The following is a 19,466-nucleotide window of genomic DNA, read 5'->3' as shown; positions in this document are numbered from 1 at the left end:
TCTCAATCGGGGTATTACATATGCTCGTTATGGAGCACATTGTCGGGTCGCAGTGGTACACCACTCATTGTGAGTGGACACCATCATTTTTATTGAGACCGAGCAGGAGTTATTCATGACTCTTTACGCCCCGTGAACACCGTACAGCAATCACTTCATCATCCCTCAGTTACTGAACTGCTAATAGTTAAAAAATGTTGGCTCTCAGTATATTTCTTGAAAGCATTTTTGCTCTGCACCACTAATGGATACTCAGAAGACAAAATTATTTTCGTTTTTTTGCCTGTAGCCCATAAAAAAATTCCCGACTCAACAACAGCAATGCGTTCGCCAACGCTTTGCTCACGAAGATCCTCGCAAGCAGCGCGTAACCTCATCCACTCTGCCGCTGCTATCAATAATTAGCGTATACACTCTTGTGTTCATGGGCATACTCACAATGACGTTTCCCAAAGCCATCAACTTTCCACACAAATTCTCCTCCGTTGCATAATCCCTTGAATAGCGCTACGGCTGTTAGAAATACAAAGAAGACCGTTTCGAAATAACGAACGGACATTTCAGACAGCGCCATTACTGCTGGCTTTCACACCAAGGAGAGATAGGGATGTTACTGAGGAGAATTGTTGTTTTGCTGACAATGCTTTGCATAGTTGCAGCCTTCTCTTCTGCACCTTCTCATGCTGCTGTTAAACAGCCTGCCTCAAATATTCTGGTACTTAACTCGTATCACATGGGGTATCTGTGGGGCGAATCTGTGCTTACTGGTATCCGCAGCACGCTTGAAAAAAGCGGCCTGCCCTTAAAAATTCATTATGAATTCATGGATACCAAGCGACATAGTCCTGAAGCAATTTTTCCTATTCTCTTCAAGCTGTATTCCACCAAATATGCAGATACATCGTTCGATACCATCATTGCGTCGGACAACAACGCGCTTGAATTTTTACTCCGCTACCGCGACCTTTTATTTCCGGGAACACCCGTAACCTTTTGTGGTGTTACCCGTTTTTCTCCAAGCCTGCTCCAAGGAAAAAAAGGGTTCACAGGCATTGCGGAGGAAGTCGATATCAAAGAAACAATCGACCTTGCCCTTACCCTGTTCCCCCGTACAAAAAACATTGTGCTGTTAAGCGATGGCGTTACGACATCAAGCAAAAACAACCTTGCACAGGCCAGAGAACTTACATCATTGTTTGCTGACAGGGTTTCGTTCATCGAGCTGACCAAACTCCCTACGCAGGAGCTTCAGCAACGGCTGGCAGCTCTTCCGAAGCACACCATCATTCTGTATCTTTCATACTATCGAACACCCGACGGCACCCTTCTCAGCGTTTCAGAAAGTACTGCATTAGTGGCAGAATCCAGCAGGCTCCCTGTATTTTCACCGTGGCGCTACACAATAGGAAATGGCGTTTTGGGCGGTAAAATGCTTAGCGGAGTCCAACAGGGGGAAGATGCTGCAAATCTGGCTTTACAACTTCTCAACGGAGTTCCCGTTGCAAAACTTCCAGTTATCACAGCACCGCAAAACGAATTCATTTTCGACTACAGACAGCTGAAGAAATTTACCATTGCCCATTCATCACTGCCGCCACAGGCGCTGGTGCTCTTTGAACCACAGACCATTTTCTACAAATATAAAAGCATCATCCTCTTTGCCATTGTCTGCTTTTTCTGGCTAGCAATCACCATTATTGTTCTCCTGCATATGCTCCGTGAAAAGAACAAGACGACAAGCCAGCTGAAGCGTGAAGAAGAACGTCTGGAATCGCTTCTGGAACTCAACGACAAAGAGAAGGGCTCATCAGATGAACTTATCCAGTTCTGTGTGCAGAAAGTCCGCAACCTGCTGAACGCCGACAGTGCTGTGTATCTGCCCATTACATCCAACAAGACAGTTACCCGCTACTGCATAAGTAATGAACAAAGCACCTCGTGGTGCAGCTTGCCGGAGCCCCGACATATTCGGGAACTTGTGTCACCGTGGGAACAACTTATCCAGCAAAGAAAGGCCGCACGCTTAAAGGCAGACAACATCAAGCGACCTATTGTATGGCCGCTGGGAATGAACACGTTTACAAACTGTATTTCCCTGCCCATATGGGAACAGGATAGTTTACGAGCCTTAATCGTACTTGGGGATAATGACGTCAGCTTTACGAATTCAGATGAACGCCAGCTGACATTAATGATGCAGGGTGTTGCCAACCTCGTACAAAAGCAACGGGCGCATCAACGGGCAGTCCAGCTTGCCGCAGAGTTGCGGCATTCCCAAAAAATGGAATCGCTCGGCACAGTGGCCGGAGGCATTGCCCACGACTTTAACAATATACTCGGTGCCATCAGTTCATGCTGCGAACTGGCACTGGATGATGTTCCACAGGCTAATCCGGCGCACGAAGACTTAAAACAGGCATTGAAGGCGGCGTACCGCGGCAAACAAATTATCGGGCAGATTAGAGAGTTCAGTAACCGTACAGAAATGGGTACCGAGCTTATTTCCCTGCCCGCCCTTGCAGATGAGTGCGTGCAACTTCTTAAAACACTGTTGCCGACCACACTCGACATTCAATTTTCCTCACAGACGACACACGGCGGCATGCTGATGGGCGACTCTGGAGAACTTCATCAGATAATTATGAACCTAGGCCTCAACGCAGATCACGCCATGTTCGGCATGCAGGGCACGCTGTCCATTACCATCAGTGAAGTAGAAATTACGCAGGATACCTTTGACCTGCCGCACGAGCTTCCATACGGGCAGTATCTTAGCCTTTCTGTTTCCGATACAGGTACAGGCATCGCTCCTGACCTGCTTCCTCGTATCTTTGATCCTTTTTTCACCACAAAAAAAGAGCGGGGCGGCTCCGGCCTTGGACTTTCCACTGTGCACAGCATCAGTAAAAAACACGGCGGCACAGTTACTGTTGACAGTGAGGTTAATAAAGGAACCACGTTTACCGTATATCTGCCAGAAGCCGTGACAAACTCCTGCGCATGGAATCCAGAGCCTGAACTCCCCTCCACTCAGGGTACGGAACACATTCTGGTTGTGGATGATGACAAAGAAATCCTGTACTCCGTGCATAAATTTCTTATGCGGCAAGGGTATACTGTCACCGCTCTGGAAAGCAGTGCAGATGCCCTCAAACATGTTCAGGACAATCCCGAAATTTTCGACTTGCTCGTGGCAGATCAAATCATGCCAGAGTTGACCGGACTGGAACTTGCCAACGCAATTTCCGGCATTGCACCTGCGCTGCCAGTCATCATCTACAGCGGATTTGAAGGCAGCGACGCAGAGTTATTTATGCGCCAGTCTGCGGAACTCGGTATTGCAGCATTTCTTGCAAAGCCGTTCAGAAACGCAGAACTCGGCACCATTGTCCGTAATGTATTAGATTGCAAAGAGGATAGCGTAGCATGGCTTTAGTTCTCATAATCGATGATGATCCTTCAATCAGCTATACACTTTCCAGAGCGTCACAGCGTCAAGGACACACAGTGACGTTTGCCCGAACTCTTCAAGAAGGCGCACAGCGCGCAACTGAAGAAGACTTCGCGGCAGTGTTCCTTGATGTCTGCCTGCCGGACGGCGACGGCCTGACACTGCTGCCGCAGCTGAAAGCGCAGGAGCCTTCACCGGAGGTCATCATTATTACCGGTGCCGGTGAGCCCGAAGGTGCAGCACAGGCTATTGCTGACGGTGCATGGGAATATATCCAGAAAAGTGATTCCATTCACCAGATCGCGGTAACGCTGGAACGCGCTATTCGCTACAGGGAAAAACGCCTTACAACTTCGCAGCCATCCTCACTGCCGCTGCAGCGTGAAAATATTGTGGGGGAAAGCCCTGCCATCCGCAAAGTGCTCAGCACGGTCGAACAGTATGCTGCAAGCGATGTGAATGTGCTCATCACGGGTGAAACAGGTGTCGGAAAAGAAATGTTTGCCCGAGCTATACATGAAAACAGCAAACGTTCGGATAAACCGTTTGTGGTGGTGGACTGTGCCGCCCTGCCGGACTCGTTGGCAGAGGGGATTTTATACGGCTATACCAAAGGCGCATACACTGGTGCCTCACGAGAAAGCACCGGCCTCATCATGCAGGCGGACGGGGGCACACTTTTTCTGGATGAAATTGGCGAGCTGTCGCTGGATGTACAAAAAAAGTTTCTACGTATTCTTCAAGAGCATACAGTCCGCCCCATCGGCAGCGCACAGGAGCAGCACAGTGACTTTCGTCTGCTCGCCGCAACCAACTGCAACCTTGAAGCAATGGTAGATAACGGAACATTCAGAAGCGACTTGCTGTTCCGCATCAAGGCGCTGCACCTTTCGCTTCCGTCCCTTACAGAAAGAAAAGAAGACATTCGACTGCTTGTGGACAAATTTATTACCGACTTCTCCAACCAATACAGCATTCCGCCCAAAAAGGTTGATCCTGAATTACTGGAGGTTCTGGAAGCATATGACTGGCCTGGAAACGTACGTGAACTACGCCATGCAGTTGATCATGCTGTGTCCGCAGCCCGACACGAGCCGCTACTTTTTTCACAACATATTCCGCAGGTCATCAGAATTTCTGTGGCCAAGCAGCGTATTGACCAATCACCGGAACGAATCGCACCGCTTCCCGAACGCAAAGAAGATTTGCCAACACTGCATGATTTTCGTGCCGAAGCCTACCGCAAACTGGAAAAACAATATCTGAGTGACTTGCTGCTTCTTACGGACCGCTCCATAAAAGAAGCCTGTGCAATCTCCGGCCTTTCCCGTTCACGTCTGTATGCCCTCTTAAAAGAGCATGGTGTCCAGCAGAACAAGACAACACCTCCAGATCAATAAGACAATACACATAACAATCTATTTTATAAGATAAAAAAGTGTCCTGTTTTTCAGGACACTTTTTTCTTATGTACACTTTGACCATAAAAAACAGGGAAGTATTCCCCCTTTTGCCATGCATATCAATAGATTGGTCAACCACTCATCATCCATTTTCTCCCCCCAGCCTCCTGCACGATAGGACACATCCCTACCCCATTCCAGTTACGACGGAGCAAACAATCACATAACCTATTGATTTACAATCAATATCTCCTAAAGACAACGGTGGCACGTATTCTGCTCATGTAACAGTGCAGCAAGAGTAAAAAGGGGCAGAATAGCAACTGCAGCGTACTTGCTTGTTCATTCTGCCCTTTTTTCTGCAACACTATTTCAAGGAGAGAATAATGAGTACTGCCACCACTCTGCAAGAAACCGCTTCCCCTTCTTTTTTAGACTATAAAATTATGGGGATTCCTGTAGGTCTATTTACTGTTTTAACTGTCATTATCATGAGTGCAACATATTTAGGAGCACTGCCGGGGGGCATGGTCGGGGCATTTCCGATTATGATGATTATTGGTGCAATCCTGAATGAGATCGGCGATCATACGCCAATTCTCAAGGATTACCTCGGCGGCGGCCCTATTCTGATTATTTTCGGCTCCGCAGCCCTCGTAGGGTACGGCATCCTTCCCGAAAAATCTGCGGCGATTATTACCAGCTTCATGAAAAAAGAAGGCTTCCTCAGCTTCTATATTGCGGCGCTTATATGCGGCTCTATCCTTGGCATGGACAGAAAACTGCTCATTAAAGCAGCGGTTCGTTATCTTCCGGTTATCCTTGGCGGTGTCTGTACTGCGCTTCTGCTCTGCGGCGTTGCAGGTATGCTTATGGGATTCGGTTTTGAGGAAGCTGTACTCTACATCGCGCTTCCAATCATGGGCGGTGGCATGGGAGCCGGAGCAGTGCCATTATCACAAATTTTCGGCTCCACACTGAATATGGATGTAGGCTCCATGCTTTCCAAAATGGTTCCAGCCCTCGCACTCGGTAACGCTCTGGCCATTGTCTGTGGCGGTTTGCTCCATCGTTTGGGTTCTGTTGTCCCGGGACTTTCCGGTAACGGTAAGCTCTTAAAAAATCAGGAAGCTGAAGCTGAGGACACCGCTGACACTGCTGGTTCCATCGACTACATGGCTATGGGTATCGGCCTTCTGCTGGCTACCACCTTCTTTGTATGGGGCAAAATTCTTGGCAAATACATCCCTATCCACTCTTACGCACTGATGATCCTTTCCGTAGGTGCGGTGAAAGCCTTTGGCCTTCTTCCACGTAAGTACGAGCTTTGCGCTTTTCAATGGTTTCGCTTTGTCATGATCAGCCTCACACCTGCCCTGCTCATGGGTATCGGCGTAGCCTACACCAACCTTCAACAGGTTATTGATGCATTGACCATCCAATACATCATCCTCGTTGCCATGACCGTTATCGGCTCCATCATCGGCTCCGGTTTCATGGGTTTGATTCTTGGATTCTACCCTGTTGAAGCCGCTATTACAGGTGGTTTGTGTATGGCAAACATGGGCGGAACAGGTGACGTAGCCGTACTGTCTGCAAGTAAGCGCATGCAGCTTATGCCATTTGCCCAAATCTCATCCCGAATCGGTGGTGCATTCATGCTCATTCTCGCAACTGCACTGCTGAAGATGTTTATGTAACAATTCCACTCCGGTTTCCGTCCCTACCGGAAACCGGAATCTTACGCCATAATTTGCAAGGAGAACATTGATGGCATTATTCACTAAAGAAGAGGCACTTGCATACCACGAAAGACCTCGCAGAGGGAAAACCGAGGTTATTCCGACCAAGCCATGTAATTCCCAAAAAGACCTCTCTATGGCGTACTCGCCCGGCGTAGCGGAAGCGTGTCTCGAAATTAAAGATAATCCCGACGCAGCCGCCCTCTACACAGGTAAAAGTAACCTTGTGGCCGTAATATCTGACGGCTCAGCAGTCCTTGGTCTGGGAAATATCGGCCCACTGGCGGGTAAGCCGGTCATGGAAGGAAAGGGAGTGCTCTTTAAAACTTTTGCTGACATTGACGTGTTCGACATCAACCTTTCTGTCAGCAGCGCAGAACAGCTTATTGAAGTGACCAAAACCATGGAGCCAACATTCGGGGGGATCAATCTTGAAGACATCAAGGCGCCTGAATGTTTCATGATTGAAGAAACTTTGAAAAGAGAAATGGATATCCCTGTATTCCACGATGACCAGCACGGCACAGCTGTCATCTCAGGCGCAGGAATTATCAACGCCTGTGAAATTACAGGACGCAACATTGCTGATCTGAAAGTTGTCGTAGTGGGAGCTGGAGCAGCGGGCATTGCTTGTTCTAAATTCTACGTAGAGCTTGGCGTACAACGGGAAAACATCTTTATGTTTGACTCCCGGGGTCTCATCCACCAAGGACGGGAAGGGCTTAATAAATACAAAGCGGAATTTGCACAGGCCAAAGATCATGGAAACCTTGCAGAGTGCCTTGACGGTGCAGACTGCTTCCTTGGTCTTTCTGTGAAAAATCTCCTCAGCAAAGAAATGGTTGCCTCCATGGCACCCAACCCGATCATCTTTGCCATGGCCAATCCCGATCCTGAGATCCCGTATGATGATGCCAAAGAAGCTGTACCCACCTGTATCATGGGCACAGGACGCTCCGACTTTCCGAATCAGGTTAACAACGTATCAGGATTTCCGTACATCTTCCGGGGTGCCCTTGATGTAGGAGCAACTGAAATTAACGAAGCCATGAAAATTGCCGCTGCTAAGGCACTTGCAGCACTGGCTAAAGAACCTGTTCCTGCAGAAGTCTGCGAAATGTACGGTGTCGACAGCCTTGAATACGGGCTTGACTATGTCATCCCGAAACCGCTTGATCCGCGCATCCTCGAATGGGAGGTTCCAGCGGTTGCCCAGGCTGCTATGGATACAGGAGTTGCCACTACTCCTATAGCTGACATGGACGCCTACCGAAACTCCCTACGTGAACGCATTGCCGCATCCCGTGAGCGCGTTGCGGCTTTCGTCAGCAGCTACGGCGAGTAATACAGGCACCATCCATACTGGTCATACTATCTAATAAGCACAAGCTGGTTGAAGTGGCTGTAAGGCGAAAGTCTTGCAGCCACTTCTTTATGACTCGAACTGGCAGCGCTAAAGTAGCCTGCGAACCTTTGCCTCACAACAGCTCGCAACAAAAAAGTAATACCCTTGTTACAAGCAAATGATACAAAGAAGATACAACATCGATTCAACAAGGAGCAAAAGCCAATGGAACGTTACATCATGCTTGCCGTCCTGATTTTTTCGATTATTGTCAGCATATTGATCTATCTGTAACAAGAAAAGCCTTGTCGTCTGACAAGGCTTTTTCCTTTAATATGCACCTTCTACGAACAGTTTACATTCACCGACGGCTTCGACAGGAAATGTTGCTGTTTTTAATTCTCTGCCTACAAACCAGTTGCAGCTAACCAGTCCGGCTACAGCATCAAATTCGATAACTGTCATTTCCGGCCCGCCGGATTTCAATTGAATAACGTCTCCAGCTACTAATTTCATAGTGCCTCCGGATTAGTTTATTCCGACCTGCTCGCGAACCTTTCCCTTACGAGCATGCATATCTTCAGGGTTGTGTTGACTATATAATGTAAGTGTACCACACACAAGCACCCGCCACGCATTATTTGCAATGGCAATCAACGTACTGGACAAAAAAAAGCGGAGGCTATGCCCCCGCTTTTGTATGGTATTTTAAAAATGCTTACATTGCAGCTTCGTAAATTTCCATTACGTCCTGATCGCTAGGACGACGAGGGTTGGTGAATCCGCAAGCATCTTTCTGTGCATTCGCTGTCATGGTAGGAATGTCGGAAGTGCTTACTTTCTTACCGTAACGTTCGCCAAGAGCCTTCAAGCCTTCAGGGATACCTACATCTTTGGAGAGTTCGCGGATAGCTTTGAGGCATTTTTCTGCTGCTTCACGCTTACTACAACCGCTGATGTCTTCACCCATCCACACTGCCATTTCTGCAAAACGATCCATCTTAGCGATCATGTTGAACTTCTCAACATGCGGCAGGAGAATAGCGTTACACTCGCCATGCGGCAGATCATAGAAACCACCGAGCTGGTGAGCCATAGCGTGAACATGGCCGAGACTTGCGTTGTTGAATGCCATACCAGCAAGGTACTGAGCGTAACACATGCCGTCTCGGGCTTCGATGTCCTGACCATTTGCCACGGCTGCACGCAGATGTTGTGCGATAAGCTTGATAGCTTTTTCTGCACATGCATCAGTAAGAGGTGTGGCGGCAGTAGAAACATACGCTTCAACAGCATGAGTAAGAGCATCCATACCAGTTGCAGCAGTCAGAGAAGGAGGCATTCCCAGCATAAGCATAGGGTCATCGAGAGCGATTGTCGGGGTCACACGCCAGTCAACGATAGCCATTTTAACTTTGCGGGAAGTGTCTGTGATAATACAGAAGCGAGTCATTTCAGAAGCGGTACCGGCAGTGGTGTTAACAGCTACGTACGGAGGCATTGGGTTGGTAGACTTGTCTACACCTTCATAGTCATGAATTTTGCCGCCGTTGGCGATAACAAGGCCGATACCTTTGCCACAATCATGGGCACTGCCGCCACCGAGGGTAATCAGAGAGTCGCAACCTTCTTTACGGTAAACATCAACACCGTCATGCACGTTGATGTCAGTAGGGTTCGGAATAGTTTCGTCATACACAACACATTGCATATCTTCAGAAGCAAGCAGGTCTACAATCTGCTTGGTCATACCGATTGCAGTAATCCCTTTATCTGTAACCAAGAGAGGCTTTTGGCCGCCTAAAGCACGAATTTTAGCCGGAATCTCTTTGTGAGCTCCAATTCCTAACAGAGTAACACTTGGAATATAGAATCCATTCACTTCTTCACGTACAGCCATTGTAAGATCTCCGTAGTAAGTATCAGTGTATGAAAAAGAGTTACTACAATCGCCTGATGCGCTCGTAGATAACTAGTGCCAGTGTGCTAGGAATACACACAGCAGCAGTCGCTCACAAATAAAATTTATTTACTCACAATACGAAACACGACACATCACCTAGCCCTCAAAAAAAGCGCTAACTATGTGCTTTTATTCACAACTATACATGTCGTATTGTATACCAAATTAGTTCCAAAATTACGCTGACACAGCAAGTACTTGCAGACTTAGTTCCATATATCACAAGGGTACTTATGCATCTTTCAAGAGTAATACCCACACCTCAGTCAGAAAAATCCTTACGCTGAAACCAAACCTTGTTTAGGCTCTTAGTCATACTTTGACATCATTTTTATGGAGGAAGTATGAAGGTAACAATCGACTCTTTTGGAACTACCCCTTCAGGAGAGATTGTCGAACGTTATACGCTGGATAATGGACGCGGAATAACTGTTGATCTTATCACCTATGGCGCAACAATACTAAAAATTGCTACTCCCGACTGCGGTGGTAACATTGGTGACATAACCATAGGATTTGATTCGTTAGATGGATATCTGCACAAAAATCATCATTTCGGTTCCATTGTCGGTAGATACGCTAACCGTATCAAGGATGCTTCATTCAGACTTAACGGAATTACATACCATTTAGACAAGAATAATGGTGAGAATCATATTCATGGCGGCTCCCGCGGATTCGATAAATACGTATGGAGCGCGCACGTTGTAGAGTCAGAAGAAAGCGCATCCGTCATCATGCAGCACATATCACCTGACGGTGACATGGGCTTTCCCGGCACACTTTCTGTGCAGGTAGCGTACACACTGGATACGATGGATACGCTCACTATTGATTACTCTGCTTTTACAGATGCGCCAACTGTTCTGAACCTGACAAACCATACGTATTTCAATCTGTCAGGAAAAATCGGTACAGAGATTACCGATCATGTACTCACTGTGCATGCAGACGACTATCTGCCAATCACAGAGGAAGCCATTCCAGCTCAAGATGCCCCGCAACCGGTGCAGGGAAGCATCATGGATTTAACCTACCCTACTGCCATCGGGGAAAAGATCTTTAAAACCGATCCGCAAATTATGAATGCAGGTGGCATTGACCACACCTATGTACTTTCCAAAGACCACGACAACATCGTCCGGCTGGCAGCTATGCTTACACATCCGATATCTGGCCGTAGCCTTACTGTTGCCACATCAGAACCGGGTATTCAGATTTACACGGGCAACAGTCTCGATGGAGTCACAACGTATCGAGACGACATAATTGTCCCCAGACACGGTGCCATTGCGTTTGAAGCACAGCATTTTCCTGACTCCCCGAACAGGCCGGATTTCCCGACCACCGTCTTGCTACCGGAGCATGCCTACACCCAGAAGACAAAATTTACCTTCAACAAAGTGATTACGAGTTGTAATGCCAAATAATAATCTGCCTTGTTCCTAGCAAAGTATCATCACCTGCCGCACGAACCTTGCGGATAAAGCACACAAAAAGTCAGATGCACTGCATCTGACTTTTTATTGAACTATCAGGTAAATACGTTCATCGGGCGATTCGAACGCCTGTATACCCGTCTTAATATCGACGGGTCAGCAACATAAAAATAAGTACAAACGGTAACAGCCATAAGGCCACCAAACCTGCAAAAAACGTTACTACAAGAAAACAGATGGTTGCCAGTGCCCACATTATATCACGTATCATGAGTGCCTCCATATCTCTCTTTCACAATACGCAACTTCCGGCTCTATAACATTATTTGCCGATGCCAGTGTGCATTCAATAACACTGTTTGAGAAACAAAAGACTTAATCCTTGAATATACAATACACCTTACTTCAAAATGATACGCAGCTGTTTCTGCCACCGACGGTAGACTCAACAAACAGCCACTGACAATGAGGCAGGTTACCGTGACTCTTTATACAGATTCACTCAATCCGGTTGTTGCTGACGAAGCGCATGAAATATCCAAACCAGTTGCAATAGTTATCATAATAAATGCTATTGTTATCACGCTTGGTGCGTTCAGTAGTGTAGAAATGTTTGCCAGCAAATGGCTTACGTGGATTGATATCGCATGCGAGGTATTCTTCATTGTTGAAATCATCGCACGGATTAAAAAGTTCACATGGAAAGCGTTTTTCGAAAACAACTGGAATAAGTTCGACTTCATCATCGTGCTTGTTTCTACGCCGGTACTCCTCACCCCGTTCTATCCCATGGGGCGGTTCAATGTCATTCTCATGCTCCGGCTGGCAAGACTCATCCGGATATTCAAGCTGCTCTATTTTATCCCTCACAGGGAACGGCTGATTACAGGTATCGGCCGTGCACTTAATGCATCAATCGGTGTATTTCTTGGACTCATGTTCATTCTTGCCATCATCTCAGTGGGTGCCACGTACCTGTTCGGGGAAGCTTCTCCAGAATATTTCGGCGACCCCATAACAAGCGCATATACTATCTTTCAGGTGTTCACCATGGACGGCTGGCCTGCCGTGCCGGATATGCTCATCAAAAAAACAGATGGATACGGCTGGATACTTCTGGTTCGCGGCTTCTTTATCTTCACGGTAGTCATTGGTGGAATTCTGGGACTCTCTATGCTTAACGCGGTGTTCGTCGATCAACTGGTTTCAGATCAGACAGAAAACCTTGAAGCTAGATTGCACAGAATGGAGCAAATGCTTCAAGCACTCAAGGACGACAAAACACAGGAACTGCAAACAGGCCCTGTTCTGGACAAAGTACATACCAGCACCTCAGAAGGTGCAGACAGCCAACCGCCGCTCAAAGACCCGGAACCTGAATGGGAATAGTGCTTCTTTTTATGTAACACTGTAACTAGTTACAGCGATAATGGTTATTGCATACCACGCTGTTCTCTTGTACCGTCCTACTGTCTCAGTCCGCACTAGTTGCTTCACCCTTTCCCGCATACAGGTAAAGAGTGCCATACAGTACAGTGGAAATATAGCAATTGCTTGCTTTACTGCTGTATAGAACTGTCACGCCACAAAACCACAGTTCCTTACGTTTGTGCAGGGAACTGGCGGTAGTACTACATAACGGCCACATCAAGTATTACCCATAATGCTAACGTCGCTATCTACTTCGCTGTATTGCGACGTTCACATACGGTATAGGTTACGCCGCACAGATAAACACTGTTCACTCGTTGCGGCCTACTCTGTTTCTATTTTTAGGGAGGTTCCTACCATGCGTATCACGCGCACTCTTGCTCTCGTTATCGCCTTTGCCCTTATGGCTTCAAGCGCGTTCGCTTCCACCTTGGAAGACGTCACAAAACGCGGCTACCTTAAATGCGGTACACACATTGAAAACCCGGGTTTCTCTGCTCTGGACAGCTCCGGTAACCGAATCGGTTTTGATGTTGACTTCTGCCGTGCTGTCGGTGCTGCTACAGACGTTGATGTCAAATACACCCCGCTTACCTCCAAAGAGCGTCTTCCAGCTCTCCAGTCCGGTGAAATTGATCTTCTCTCCCGTACAACAACACAGACAATGAGCCGCGACACTAACCTCGGTCTCGATTTCACAGTTGTCACTCTGTACGATGGTCAGGGACTCATGATCCGTAAAGAGCTTGGCATTACTAAAGCAAGCGATCTCGACGGTGCAACAATCTGCCTTCAGACCGGTTCCACCACCGAACTCAACGTTGCTGACTACTTCCGTAAGCACAACATGAAGTTCAAACCGGTTGTTTTCGACAAACAGCCAGACGTACGTAAAGCATATGATACCGGCCGTTGTGACGTGCACACCACAGATGTATCCGGCCTTGCTGCACAGCGCTCTCTTATGAAGAACCCTGAAGAGCACATCATTCTTCCAGAACTTATTTCTAAAGAGCCACTTGCTCCTGTAGTGCGTCATGGCGACAACCAGTGGGGCGACATTGTTCGCTGGACAATCTGGCTTACCATGGCTGCTGAAGAAAAAGGTATTACTTCAGAAAACGTAGAAAAAATGGCGAAAGAGTCCAAAGACCCTGAGGTACAGCGTATGCTTGGTGCTACCGGCACTCTCTGGCAGGATCTTGGCCTTGATAAAGATGCGCCAGTTCGCATCATCAAGCTTGTGGGCAACTACGGCGACATTTTCGACCGTAACCTCGGCCCTAAAACTCCGCTTCGTCTCGACCGTGGTTACAACAACCAGTGGAACAACGGCGGTCTGATCTACGCACCTCCTTTCCGCTAGACCAGTTGCATGTTACTGCCGGACAGATGTTGCCAGCATCTGCTCCGGCAGTTTTCTTTTGACGGCGGAGTCGGCACAGGGGCTCACGAACCTGACCTGATTCCCAAAAACTGTTTCGCTCATACAGTTTTTTAACGACACACAATCTACGTAATATTATGTCACAACACGCACACGAACACGCACGCGTTCCTTTCTGGAGAAATCCGCAAATCCGCGCATGGATATATCAATGTATCATGCTTGGGGGCTTATTGTGGGTTGCGTTCACCATGTACCAAAACACATTGGCGAATCTGGAAAAACGTGGAATTGGTTCCGGCTTTGGCTTTTTGCAGAATGAAGCTGGATTCAATATTGGTGAGACCGCTCCGATTCCTGTCCTTCAAGGCGGATTCCTGTGGTTTCTGGTTGCACTTATTTTCGGTCTGTTTGCCTCCCGTGCAATCGCGGTCTGGCTAAAAAAACAAGACAAGACCATCACTTCAAATGACAAAACTGTTTTTGCAGTTATTGCACTTGTCGGTATTATCCCAGTGCTTGTGCTGTACATTGGCAGTGATTCTATTTCCTTTACACGCTACACAGAAGCATCAAGCTATATAACTGCCTTGATGACCGGCTTTGCCAACACCATCAAGGTGACGATTCTTGGTTGTATTTTTTCAACCATCCTCGGCCTGATTATCGCCCTTGGCCGACTTTCACCTAACTGGCTTATAAGCAAACTGTGCAGCTGGTATGTAGAACTCAACCGCAACCTTCCGGTACTTCTACAATTATTCTTCTGGTACTTTATTGTACTGCAGCAGTTACCTTCCGTACGGCAGTCTATAGACATTGGTGGCTGGTTTATACTTAACAACCGCGGATTATACTTACCCGCTCCGGTTGCCCAGTCCGGTGCATGGCCTTTTTGCCTTGCAATCGGAGCAGCATTTATCGGAATTTATTTTATTTTCCGCCGCTCCGTCCGTTTATTAAATGAATGCGGCACACCGGGTAAAATCCTGCTTCCATCACTGGCTCTGCTTATCGGACTTCCTGCTCTGGTATGGCTTGTTGCCGGAGCGCCATTCACACTGGACTATCCTGTGCTCAAAGGATTCAACTATCGGGGCGGCATTGACCTCACACCAGAGTTTACTGCCTTACTGGTTGGTCTTACTGTGTATGTTTCCGCATTCAATGCTGAAATCATCCGCTCCGGTATTCAGGCTGTTTCCAATGGCCAGCGCGAAGCTGCACGTGCGCTTGCTCTTAAAGAACGCCACGTAATGCGTCTTGTCATTTTGCCACAGGCCATGCGCATCATTGTTCCGCCAATGACCAGTGAATACCTTGCCATCGCCAAAAACAGCTCACTCGCTGTTGCCATCGGGTATCCTGATTTTGTCAGCGTCGGGGGGACTATCCTCAACCAGTCCGGTCAGGCCGTTGAAATTGTAGGTATTTGGATGGGCGTGTACCTGTCCATTTCCCTTGTCATTTCTCTAGGCATGAACTGGTACAACGCTAAAATTAAACTTGTGGAGCGGTAATATGGCAGAAAAAATTGAAGATCGCCGCCCGCCAGTCACATCAACCGGAACTGTAGGCTGGGTTCGAGCCAATCTGCTGTACCCGTGGTACAATGCTCTCCTTACAGTAATTGCAGGCTGGGCTATCTATTCCGCTGTAAAGCCGTTTATCCAGTGGGCAATCATTAATGCTAGCATTACCCTCGACCCCGCTGTAGCCAAAGAATATTCCGGTGCTGCATGGGGATTTGTCCGTGACATGTGGCCGGTATTTATGGTCGGTATTTATCCTGAAGAATATCGATGGCGTCCTGCAGTCGCACTTCTGATTATTCTCGCCCTTGTCATGCTGACGCTGGTGGAAAGATTCCGTGGCACGAAATGGCTTTACGCTTTATGGGGATGCTCTCCTGTTGCAGTCTTCCTCATTATTCATGGCGGATTCTTTACCGGATTAGAAGTTGTGGACACCCATTATTGGGGTGGACTGATGCTCACGCTTATTCTTGCCTCGGTAGCTATGCTTTTTGCATTTCCTATCAGTGTACTGCTCGCACTTGGACGCACATCTGACATGCCGATAATAAAATCCTTCTGCGTGGCGTACATTGAACTGGTTCGAGGCGTGCCGTTAATTACCATTTTATTTATGGCCTCCGTTGTTCTGCCACTCTTCCTGCCTACAGACATGGAGCTGGATAAAGTGCTGCGAGCCATGGTTGGGATTACCATGTTCTTCTCCGCATACCTTGCAGAAAACATCCGTGGGGGCTTGCAAGGACTTGGCAAAGGACAATACGAAGCGGCTGATGCCATAGGTATGAGCTACTGGCAAAAAACAGTATTGATTGTTCTGCCGCAGGCTCTGCGGATTGTCATTCCACCTATGGTAAACAACTTTATCGGTATTTTGAAAGATACCTCACTTGTTGGTATTGTCGGTCTGGTTGATCTGTTGCAAATTGCTTTTGCAACGACATCCAACCCCAAGTGGTTCGGTAAACTGGAAGAGGCATACGTTTTTGTAGCACTCTGGTACTGGATTTTATGCTACTCTCTGTCCCGTTACAGCCAGCATCTGGAAAAGAAATACGCGTCCAAGTAGACAGCTGAGGATATAATTATGAGTCAAATACACACTGCAACACATCTTGCAGATAATCCGGTCATCATTGAAATGGACGGCGTAAACAAATGGTACGACCAGTTCCATGTATTAAAAGATATTAACCTGCAGGTTCGCCAGCAGGAAAAGGTTGTAATCTGTGGTCCTTCAGGATCAGGTAAATCTACCCTCATCCGAACCCTGAACCGGCTTGAGGAGCATCAGGAAGGCAATATTATTGTTGATGGCACCACCCTTACAAACGATACAAAAAACATTGAAGTCATCCGACGTGAAGTAGGCATGGTGTTCCAGCAATTCAACCTGTTCCCGCACCTGTCTATTTTGGACAACGTTACCATCGGGCCAGTCTGGGTTCGCAAAATGCCGCGCAAGCAGGCAGAAGAAATTGCGTATTCATTCCTCGAACGAGTAGGAATTGGCGAGCAGGCACACAAATTCCCCGGACAACTTTCCGGCGGACAGCAACAGCGCGTTGCAATTGCCCGTGCCCTTGCCATGCAGCCGAAAATTATGCTTTTTGACGAGCCGACATCTGCACTTGACCCTGAAATGATCAAAGAAGTTCTCGACGTAATGCGCGAACTTGCAGATCAGGGCATGACCATGATCTGTGTAACGCACGAGATGGGCTTTGCCCGTGAAGTTGCCGACACCATGGTCTTTATGGATCAGGGGCAGATTGTTGAATATGCACCGGCAAAAGAATTCTTCACAAACCCGCGGGAAGAACGCTGCAAAGCATTCCTTGAGCAAATTCTTAATCATTAATTCCCACTTCGCCCTACTGCCGGATTATATCAACTCTGCGCAGCACACCAAAAGCAAAAGCCAAACTCAACGATACATCTGTACGTGAGTTTGGCTTTTTTATTCCTTCCAACACGGCGCAATGCAAACCCAATCTAACTTGGTTAGCAACCCAGCGTGCTGTTTATTATATTTCTACTACCTTTTCCGTCACAGTATCTTAACATTATTCACAAAAACGATCTTACCACGTCATCATGGGGTAACAGCTGCACTGCAAAAAGATCCCCATACTTTTAAGAGGTTGCGCTTAACACGCGCTGTAGCATGCCCCGATGCATGCGTTCATAGCATCCACTGATAACATGCTTTGTTGCACTGTTATCGATCACCAAGCTCAAGGAGTACGTGATGCGTTTCTCAGGACTACGTTCAGTTTCTGTATTTGTGTGTATGGTAATGTTACTTGCCGGTTCCGTCTGTCTATCCCACGCTGGAGAATATTACTCCGGTAAGCCGGCTAAATATGTATTTCTCTTCATTGGTGACGGTATGGGCATTGCGCAGAAAATGTCTACTGAAGCTATCACCGGTAAAAAACTTGTCTTTGAAGAATTTCCGGTACAGGGCATCACCACCACGCAGGCTAACAACCGCTTTATTGTAGGTTCTGCTGCCGCCGCAACAGCCATGAGCTCCGGTCAGATTACCAACATCGGCATGATCGGCATGGCCCCTGATGGAAAACATGTAAAAACCATTGCTGAAATGGCACGCGACAAGGGCCACAAAGTAGGTATTGTTTCCAGCGTATCCATTGACCACGCAACACCTGCTGCTTTTTACGCTCATGTACCTAAGCGCTCCCAGTACCACTACATTGACCACGCGCTTGCAGCTTCCAAGTTCGACTACTTTGCCGGTGGCGGCCTTAAAGATCCTAAAGGCACCCGTAAGGGGATTGAATCTCGCGGCAATGCTTTTAAATCCATCAAAAAAGCAGGCTACAAAATAGCATCAAACCGCAAGGACTTTGAAAAGCTTTCTAAAAAAAGCGGTAAAGTTCTTACCTACAACGAATGGTTGCAGGATTCCGGTGCAACTCCGTACGAAATCGACCGTCGCGCTCAGGATATTTCCCTTGCTGAATTCACCGCAAAAGGCATTGCCCTTTTGGATAACCCGGAAGGCTTTTTCATGATGGTTGAAGGCGGTAAAATTGACTGGGCATGCCATGCCAACGACGCCAAAGCAGCAGTGATGGACACAATTGCATTCAACAACGCTGTTAAAGAAGCAGTTGCCTTCTACAAGAAACACCCGAATGACACCTTGATTGTTGTTACCGGTGACCACGAAACCGGTGGTATGACATTAGGATTTGCAGGCACCAAGTACGAAACCCACTTCGATATTCTTGCTGCACAGAATGCTTCATTTAAAAAATTCACTCAGGAAGTGATGGAGCCGTTCAAAAAAAGCGCAAGCGGCAAAAACACCTTTGAAGATCTGAAGCCTGAAATCACAAAATACTTCGGCCTTAAATTTGAAGGCGACCCGAAACAGAACCTTCTTGTGCTCAAACCATTTGAAGTGGCAAAGCTTAAAGAAGCATTTATGCAATCTATGGCAGGCCATCTCATCAAAAACACTTCTCCACAGGCAGCCATCCTGTACGGAAGCTATGACCCGCTTGTTGTAGCTGTAACTCACATTATCAATAACAAAGCCGGTCTTGCATGGACCTCATTCAAACACACAGGCACTCCTGTTGTGACCAGCGCTATGGGTGTTGGAGCAGAAAGCTTCAAAAACCATTACCACCAGTCCGAAATTGCCAAAAAAATTATGGCTGTCATGGGAATTACCCCAGCCGTAAGCGTAGCCTCTAAGTAACATTAGTCTATGGCCTCAGGAATGGCGGCAGCTC

At 47.4% G+C, this 19,466-nt stretch carries 14 protein-coding genes; 11 read left to right on the top strand and 3 right to left on the bottom strand.

All coding sequences use genetic code 11. The annotated features are described in order from the left end of the window. The first annotated feature begins 607 nt into the window (after window positions 1–607). The 4 genes from SP90_RS00915 (at window position 608) to SP90_RS00900 (ending at window position 7,941) form a co-directional block, all read left to right on the top strand. Window positions 608–3,436, top strand: a complete 2,829-nt coding sequence (locus SP90_RS00915; RefSeq protein WP_066851624.1) for an ABC transporter substrate binding protein — start codon at window positions 608–610, stop codon at window positions 3,434–3,436. Then, entirely contained in the window at window positions 3,427–4,851 is a 1,425-nt protein-coding gene (locus tag SP90_RS00910) for a sigma-54-dependent transcriptional regulator (RefSeq protein WP_066851622.1), read from the top strand. Before SP90_RS00915 ends, SP90_RS00910 begins: the two co-directional genes overlap by 10 nt. A gap of 389 nt (window positions 4,852–5,240) precedes the next feature. Beyond that, on the top strand, window positions 5,241–6,554 hold the full coding sequence (locus SP90_RS00905) for a 2-hydroxycarboxylate transporter family protein (RefSeq protein ID WP_066851620.1): 1,314 nt from the start codon (window positions 5,241–5,243) through the stop codon (window positions 6,552–6,554). 70 nt (window positions 6,555–6,624) lie between these two features. Then, window positions 6,625–7,941, top strand: a complete 1,317-nt coding sequence (locus tag SP90_RS00900) for a malic enzyme-like NAD(P)-binding protein (protein ID WP_066851618.1) — start codon at window positions 6,625–6,627, stop codon at window positions 7,939–7,941. Window positions 7,942–8,271: 330 nt separating this feature from the next. Here the strand turns inward: SP90_RS00900 and SP90_RS00895 are convergent, their stop codons facing one another. After that, on the bottom strand, window positions 8,272–8,457 hold the full coding sequence (locus SP90_RS00895; RefSeq protein WP_066851616.1) for a YodC family protein: 186 nt from the start codon (window positions 8,455–8,457) through the stop codon (window positions 8,272–8,274). A gap of 202 nt (window positions 8,458–8,659) precedes the next feature. Further along, window positions 8,660–9,841: an iron-containing alcohol dehydrogenase gene (locus tag SP90_RS00890; RefSeq protein ID WP_066851614.1), complete on the bottom strand. Its 1,182-nt coding sequence runs from the start codon at window positions 9,839–9,841 to the stop codon at window positions 8,660–8,662. Between the two features lie 407 nt (window positions 9,842–10,248). On the opposite strand from SP90_RS00890, the gene SP90_RS00885 reads away from it, so the two are divergent. Further along, the gene (locus tag SP90_RS00885) at window positions 10,249–11,334 is read left to right on the top strand and encodes an aldose epimerase family protein (protein WP_066851612.1); all 1,086 of its coding nucleotides are present in this window, start codon (window positions 10,249–10,251) and stop codon (window positions 11,332–11,334) included. Window positions 11,335–11,485: 151 nt separating this feature from the next. On the opposite strand, the gene SP90_RS16860 is transcribed toward SP90_RS00885, so the two are convergent. After that, complete coding sequence (locus tag SP90_RS16860) at window positions 11,486–11,614, bottom strand: hypothetical protein (RefSeq protein ID WP_269449344.1); 129 nt, start codon at window positions 11,612–11,614, stop codon at window positions 11,486–11,488. A gap of 209 nt (window positions 11,615–11,823) precedes the next feature. Between SP90_RS16860 and SP90_RS00880 the strand changes: the two genes are divergently transcribed. The 6 genes from SP90_RS00880 (at window position 11,824) to SP90_RS00855 (ending at window position 19,432) form a co-directional block, all read left to right on the top strand. Then, window positions 11,824–12,732, top strand: coding sequence for an ion transporter (locus SP90_RS00880; RefSeq protein WP_066851609.1), 909 nt, complete (start codon window positions 11,824–11,826; stop codon window positions 12,730–12,732). Between the two features lie 400 nt (window positions 12,733–13,132). Continuing rightward, the gene (locus tag SP90_RS00875) at window positions 13,133–14,140 is read left to right on the top strand and encodes an amino acid ABC transporter substrate-binding protein (RefSeq protein WP_066851608.1); all 1,008 of its coding nucleotides are present in this window, start codon (window positions 13,133–13,135) and stop codon (window positions 14,138–14,140) included. 158 nt (window positions 14,141–14,298) lie between these two features. After that, window positions 14,299–15,681, top strand: a complete 1,383-nt coding sequence (locus SP90_RS00870) for an amino acid ABC transporter permease (RefSeq protein WP_157471149.1) — start codon at window positions 14,299–14,301, stop codon at window positions 15,679–15,681. A gap of 1 nt (window position 15,682) precedes the next feature. Continuing rightward, entirely contained in the window at window positions 15,683–16,765 is a 1,083-nt protein-coding gene (locus tag SP90_RS00865; RefSeq protein WP_066851604.1) for an amino acid ABC transporter permease, read from the top strand. An 18-nt stretch (window positions 16,766–16,783) separates the two neighbouring features. Continuing rightward, window positions 16,784–17,557: an amino acid ABC transporter ATP-binding protein gene (locus SP90_RS00860; protein ID WP_066851602.1), complete on the top strand. Its 774-nt coding sequence runs from the start codon at window positions 16,784–16,786 to the stop codon at window positions 17,555–17,557. Window positions 17,558–17,947: 390 nt separating this feature from the next. Then, window positions 17,948–19,432, top strand: a complete 1,485-nt coding sequence (locus tag SP90_RS00855) for an alkaline phosphatase (protein WP_066851600.1) — start codon at window positions 17,948–17,950, stop codon at window positions 19,430–19,432. Window positions 19,433–19,466 lie beyond the last annotated feature (34 nt).

It is taken from the genome of Halodesulfovibrio spirochaetisodalis, from assembly GCF_001672295.1.
In the GTDB taxonomy this organism is placed as follows: domain Bacteria; phylum Desulfobacterota; class Desulfovibrionia; order Desulfovibrionales; family Desulfovibrionaceae; genus Halodesulfovibrio; species Halodesulfovibrio spirochaetisodalis.
Note: the sequence above shows the minus strand (reverse complement) of the source record. Positions and strands in the feature narration are given on the sequence as shown.

Excerpts from the sequence above, each read along its gene's own strand:
- SP90_RS00915 (WP_066851624.1), top strand. The coding sequence starts at position 608 with ATGTTACTGAGGAGAATTGTTGTTTTGCTGACAATGCTTTGCATAGTT.
- SP90_RS00910 (WP_066851622.1), top strand. The coding sequence starts at position 3,427 with ATGGCTTTAGTTCTCATAATCGATGATGATCCTTCAATCAGCTATACA.
- SP90_RS00905 (WP_066851620.1), top strand. The coding sequence starts at position 5,241 with ATGAGTACTGCCACCACTCTGCAAGAAACCGCTTCCCCTTCTTTTTTA.
- SP90_RS00900 (WP_066851618.1), top strand. The coding sequence starts at position 6,625 with ATGGCATTATTCACTAAAGAAGAGGCACTTGCATACCACGAAAGACCT.
- SP90_RS00895 (WP_066851616.1), bottom strand. The coding sequence starts at position 8,457 with ATGAAATTAGTAGCTGGAGACGTTATTCAATTGAAATCCGGCGGGCCG.
- SP90_RS00890 (WP_066851614.1), bottom strand. The coding sequence starts at position 9,841 with ATGGCTGTACGTGAAGAAGTGAATGGATTCTATATTCCAAGTGTTACT.
- SP90_RS00885 (WP_066851612.1), top strand. The coding sequence starts at position 10,249 with ATGAAGGTAACAATCGACTCTTTTGGAACTACCCCTTCAGGAGAGATT.
- SP90_RS16860 (WP_269449344.1), bottom strand. The coding sequence starts at position 11,614 with ATGATACGTGATATAATGTGGGCACTGGCAACCATCTGTTTTCTTGTA.
- SP90_RS00875 (WP_066851608.1), top strand. The coding sequence starts at position 13,133 with ATGCGTATCACGCGCACTCTTGCTCTCGTTATCGCCTTTGCCCTTATG.
- SP90_RS00870 (WP_157471149.1), top strand. The coding sequence starts at position 14,299 with ATGTCACAACACGCACACGAACACGCACGCGTTCCTTTCTGGAGAAAT.
- SP90_RS00865 (WP_066851604.1), top strand. The coding sequence starts at position 15,683 with ATGGCAGAAAAAATTGAAGATCGCCGCCCGCCAGTCACATCAACCGGA.
- SP90_RS00860 (WP_066851602.1), top strand. The coding sequence starts at position 16,784 with ATGAGTCAAATACACACTGCAACACATCTTGCAGATAATCCGGTCATC.
- SP90_RS00855 (WP_066851600.1), top strand. The coding sequence starts at position 17,948 with ATGCGTTTCTCAGGACTACGTTCAGTTTCTGTATTTGTGTGTATGGTA.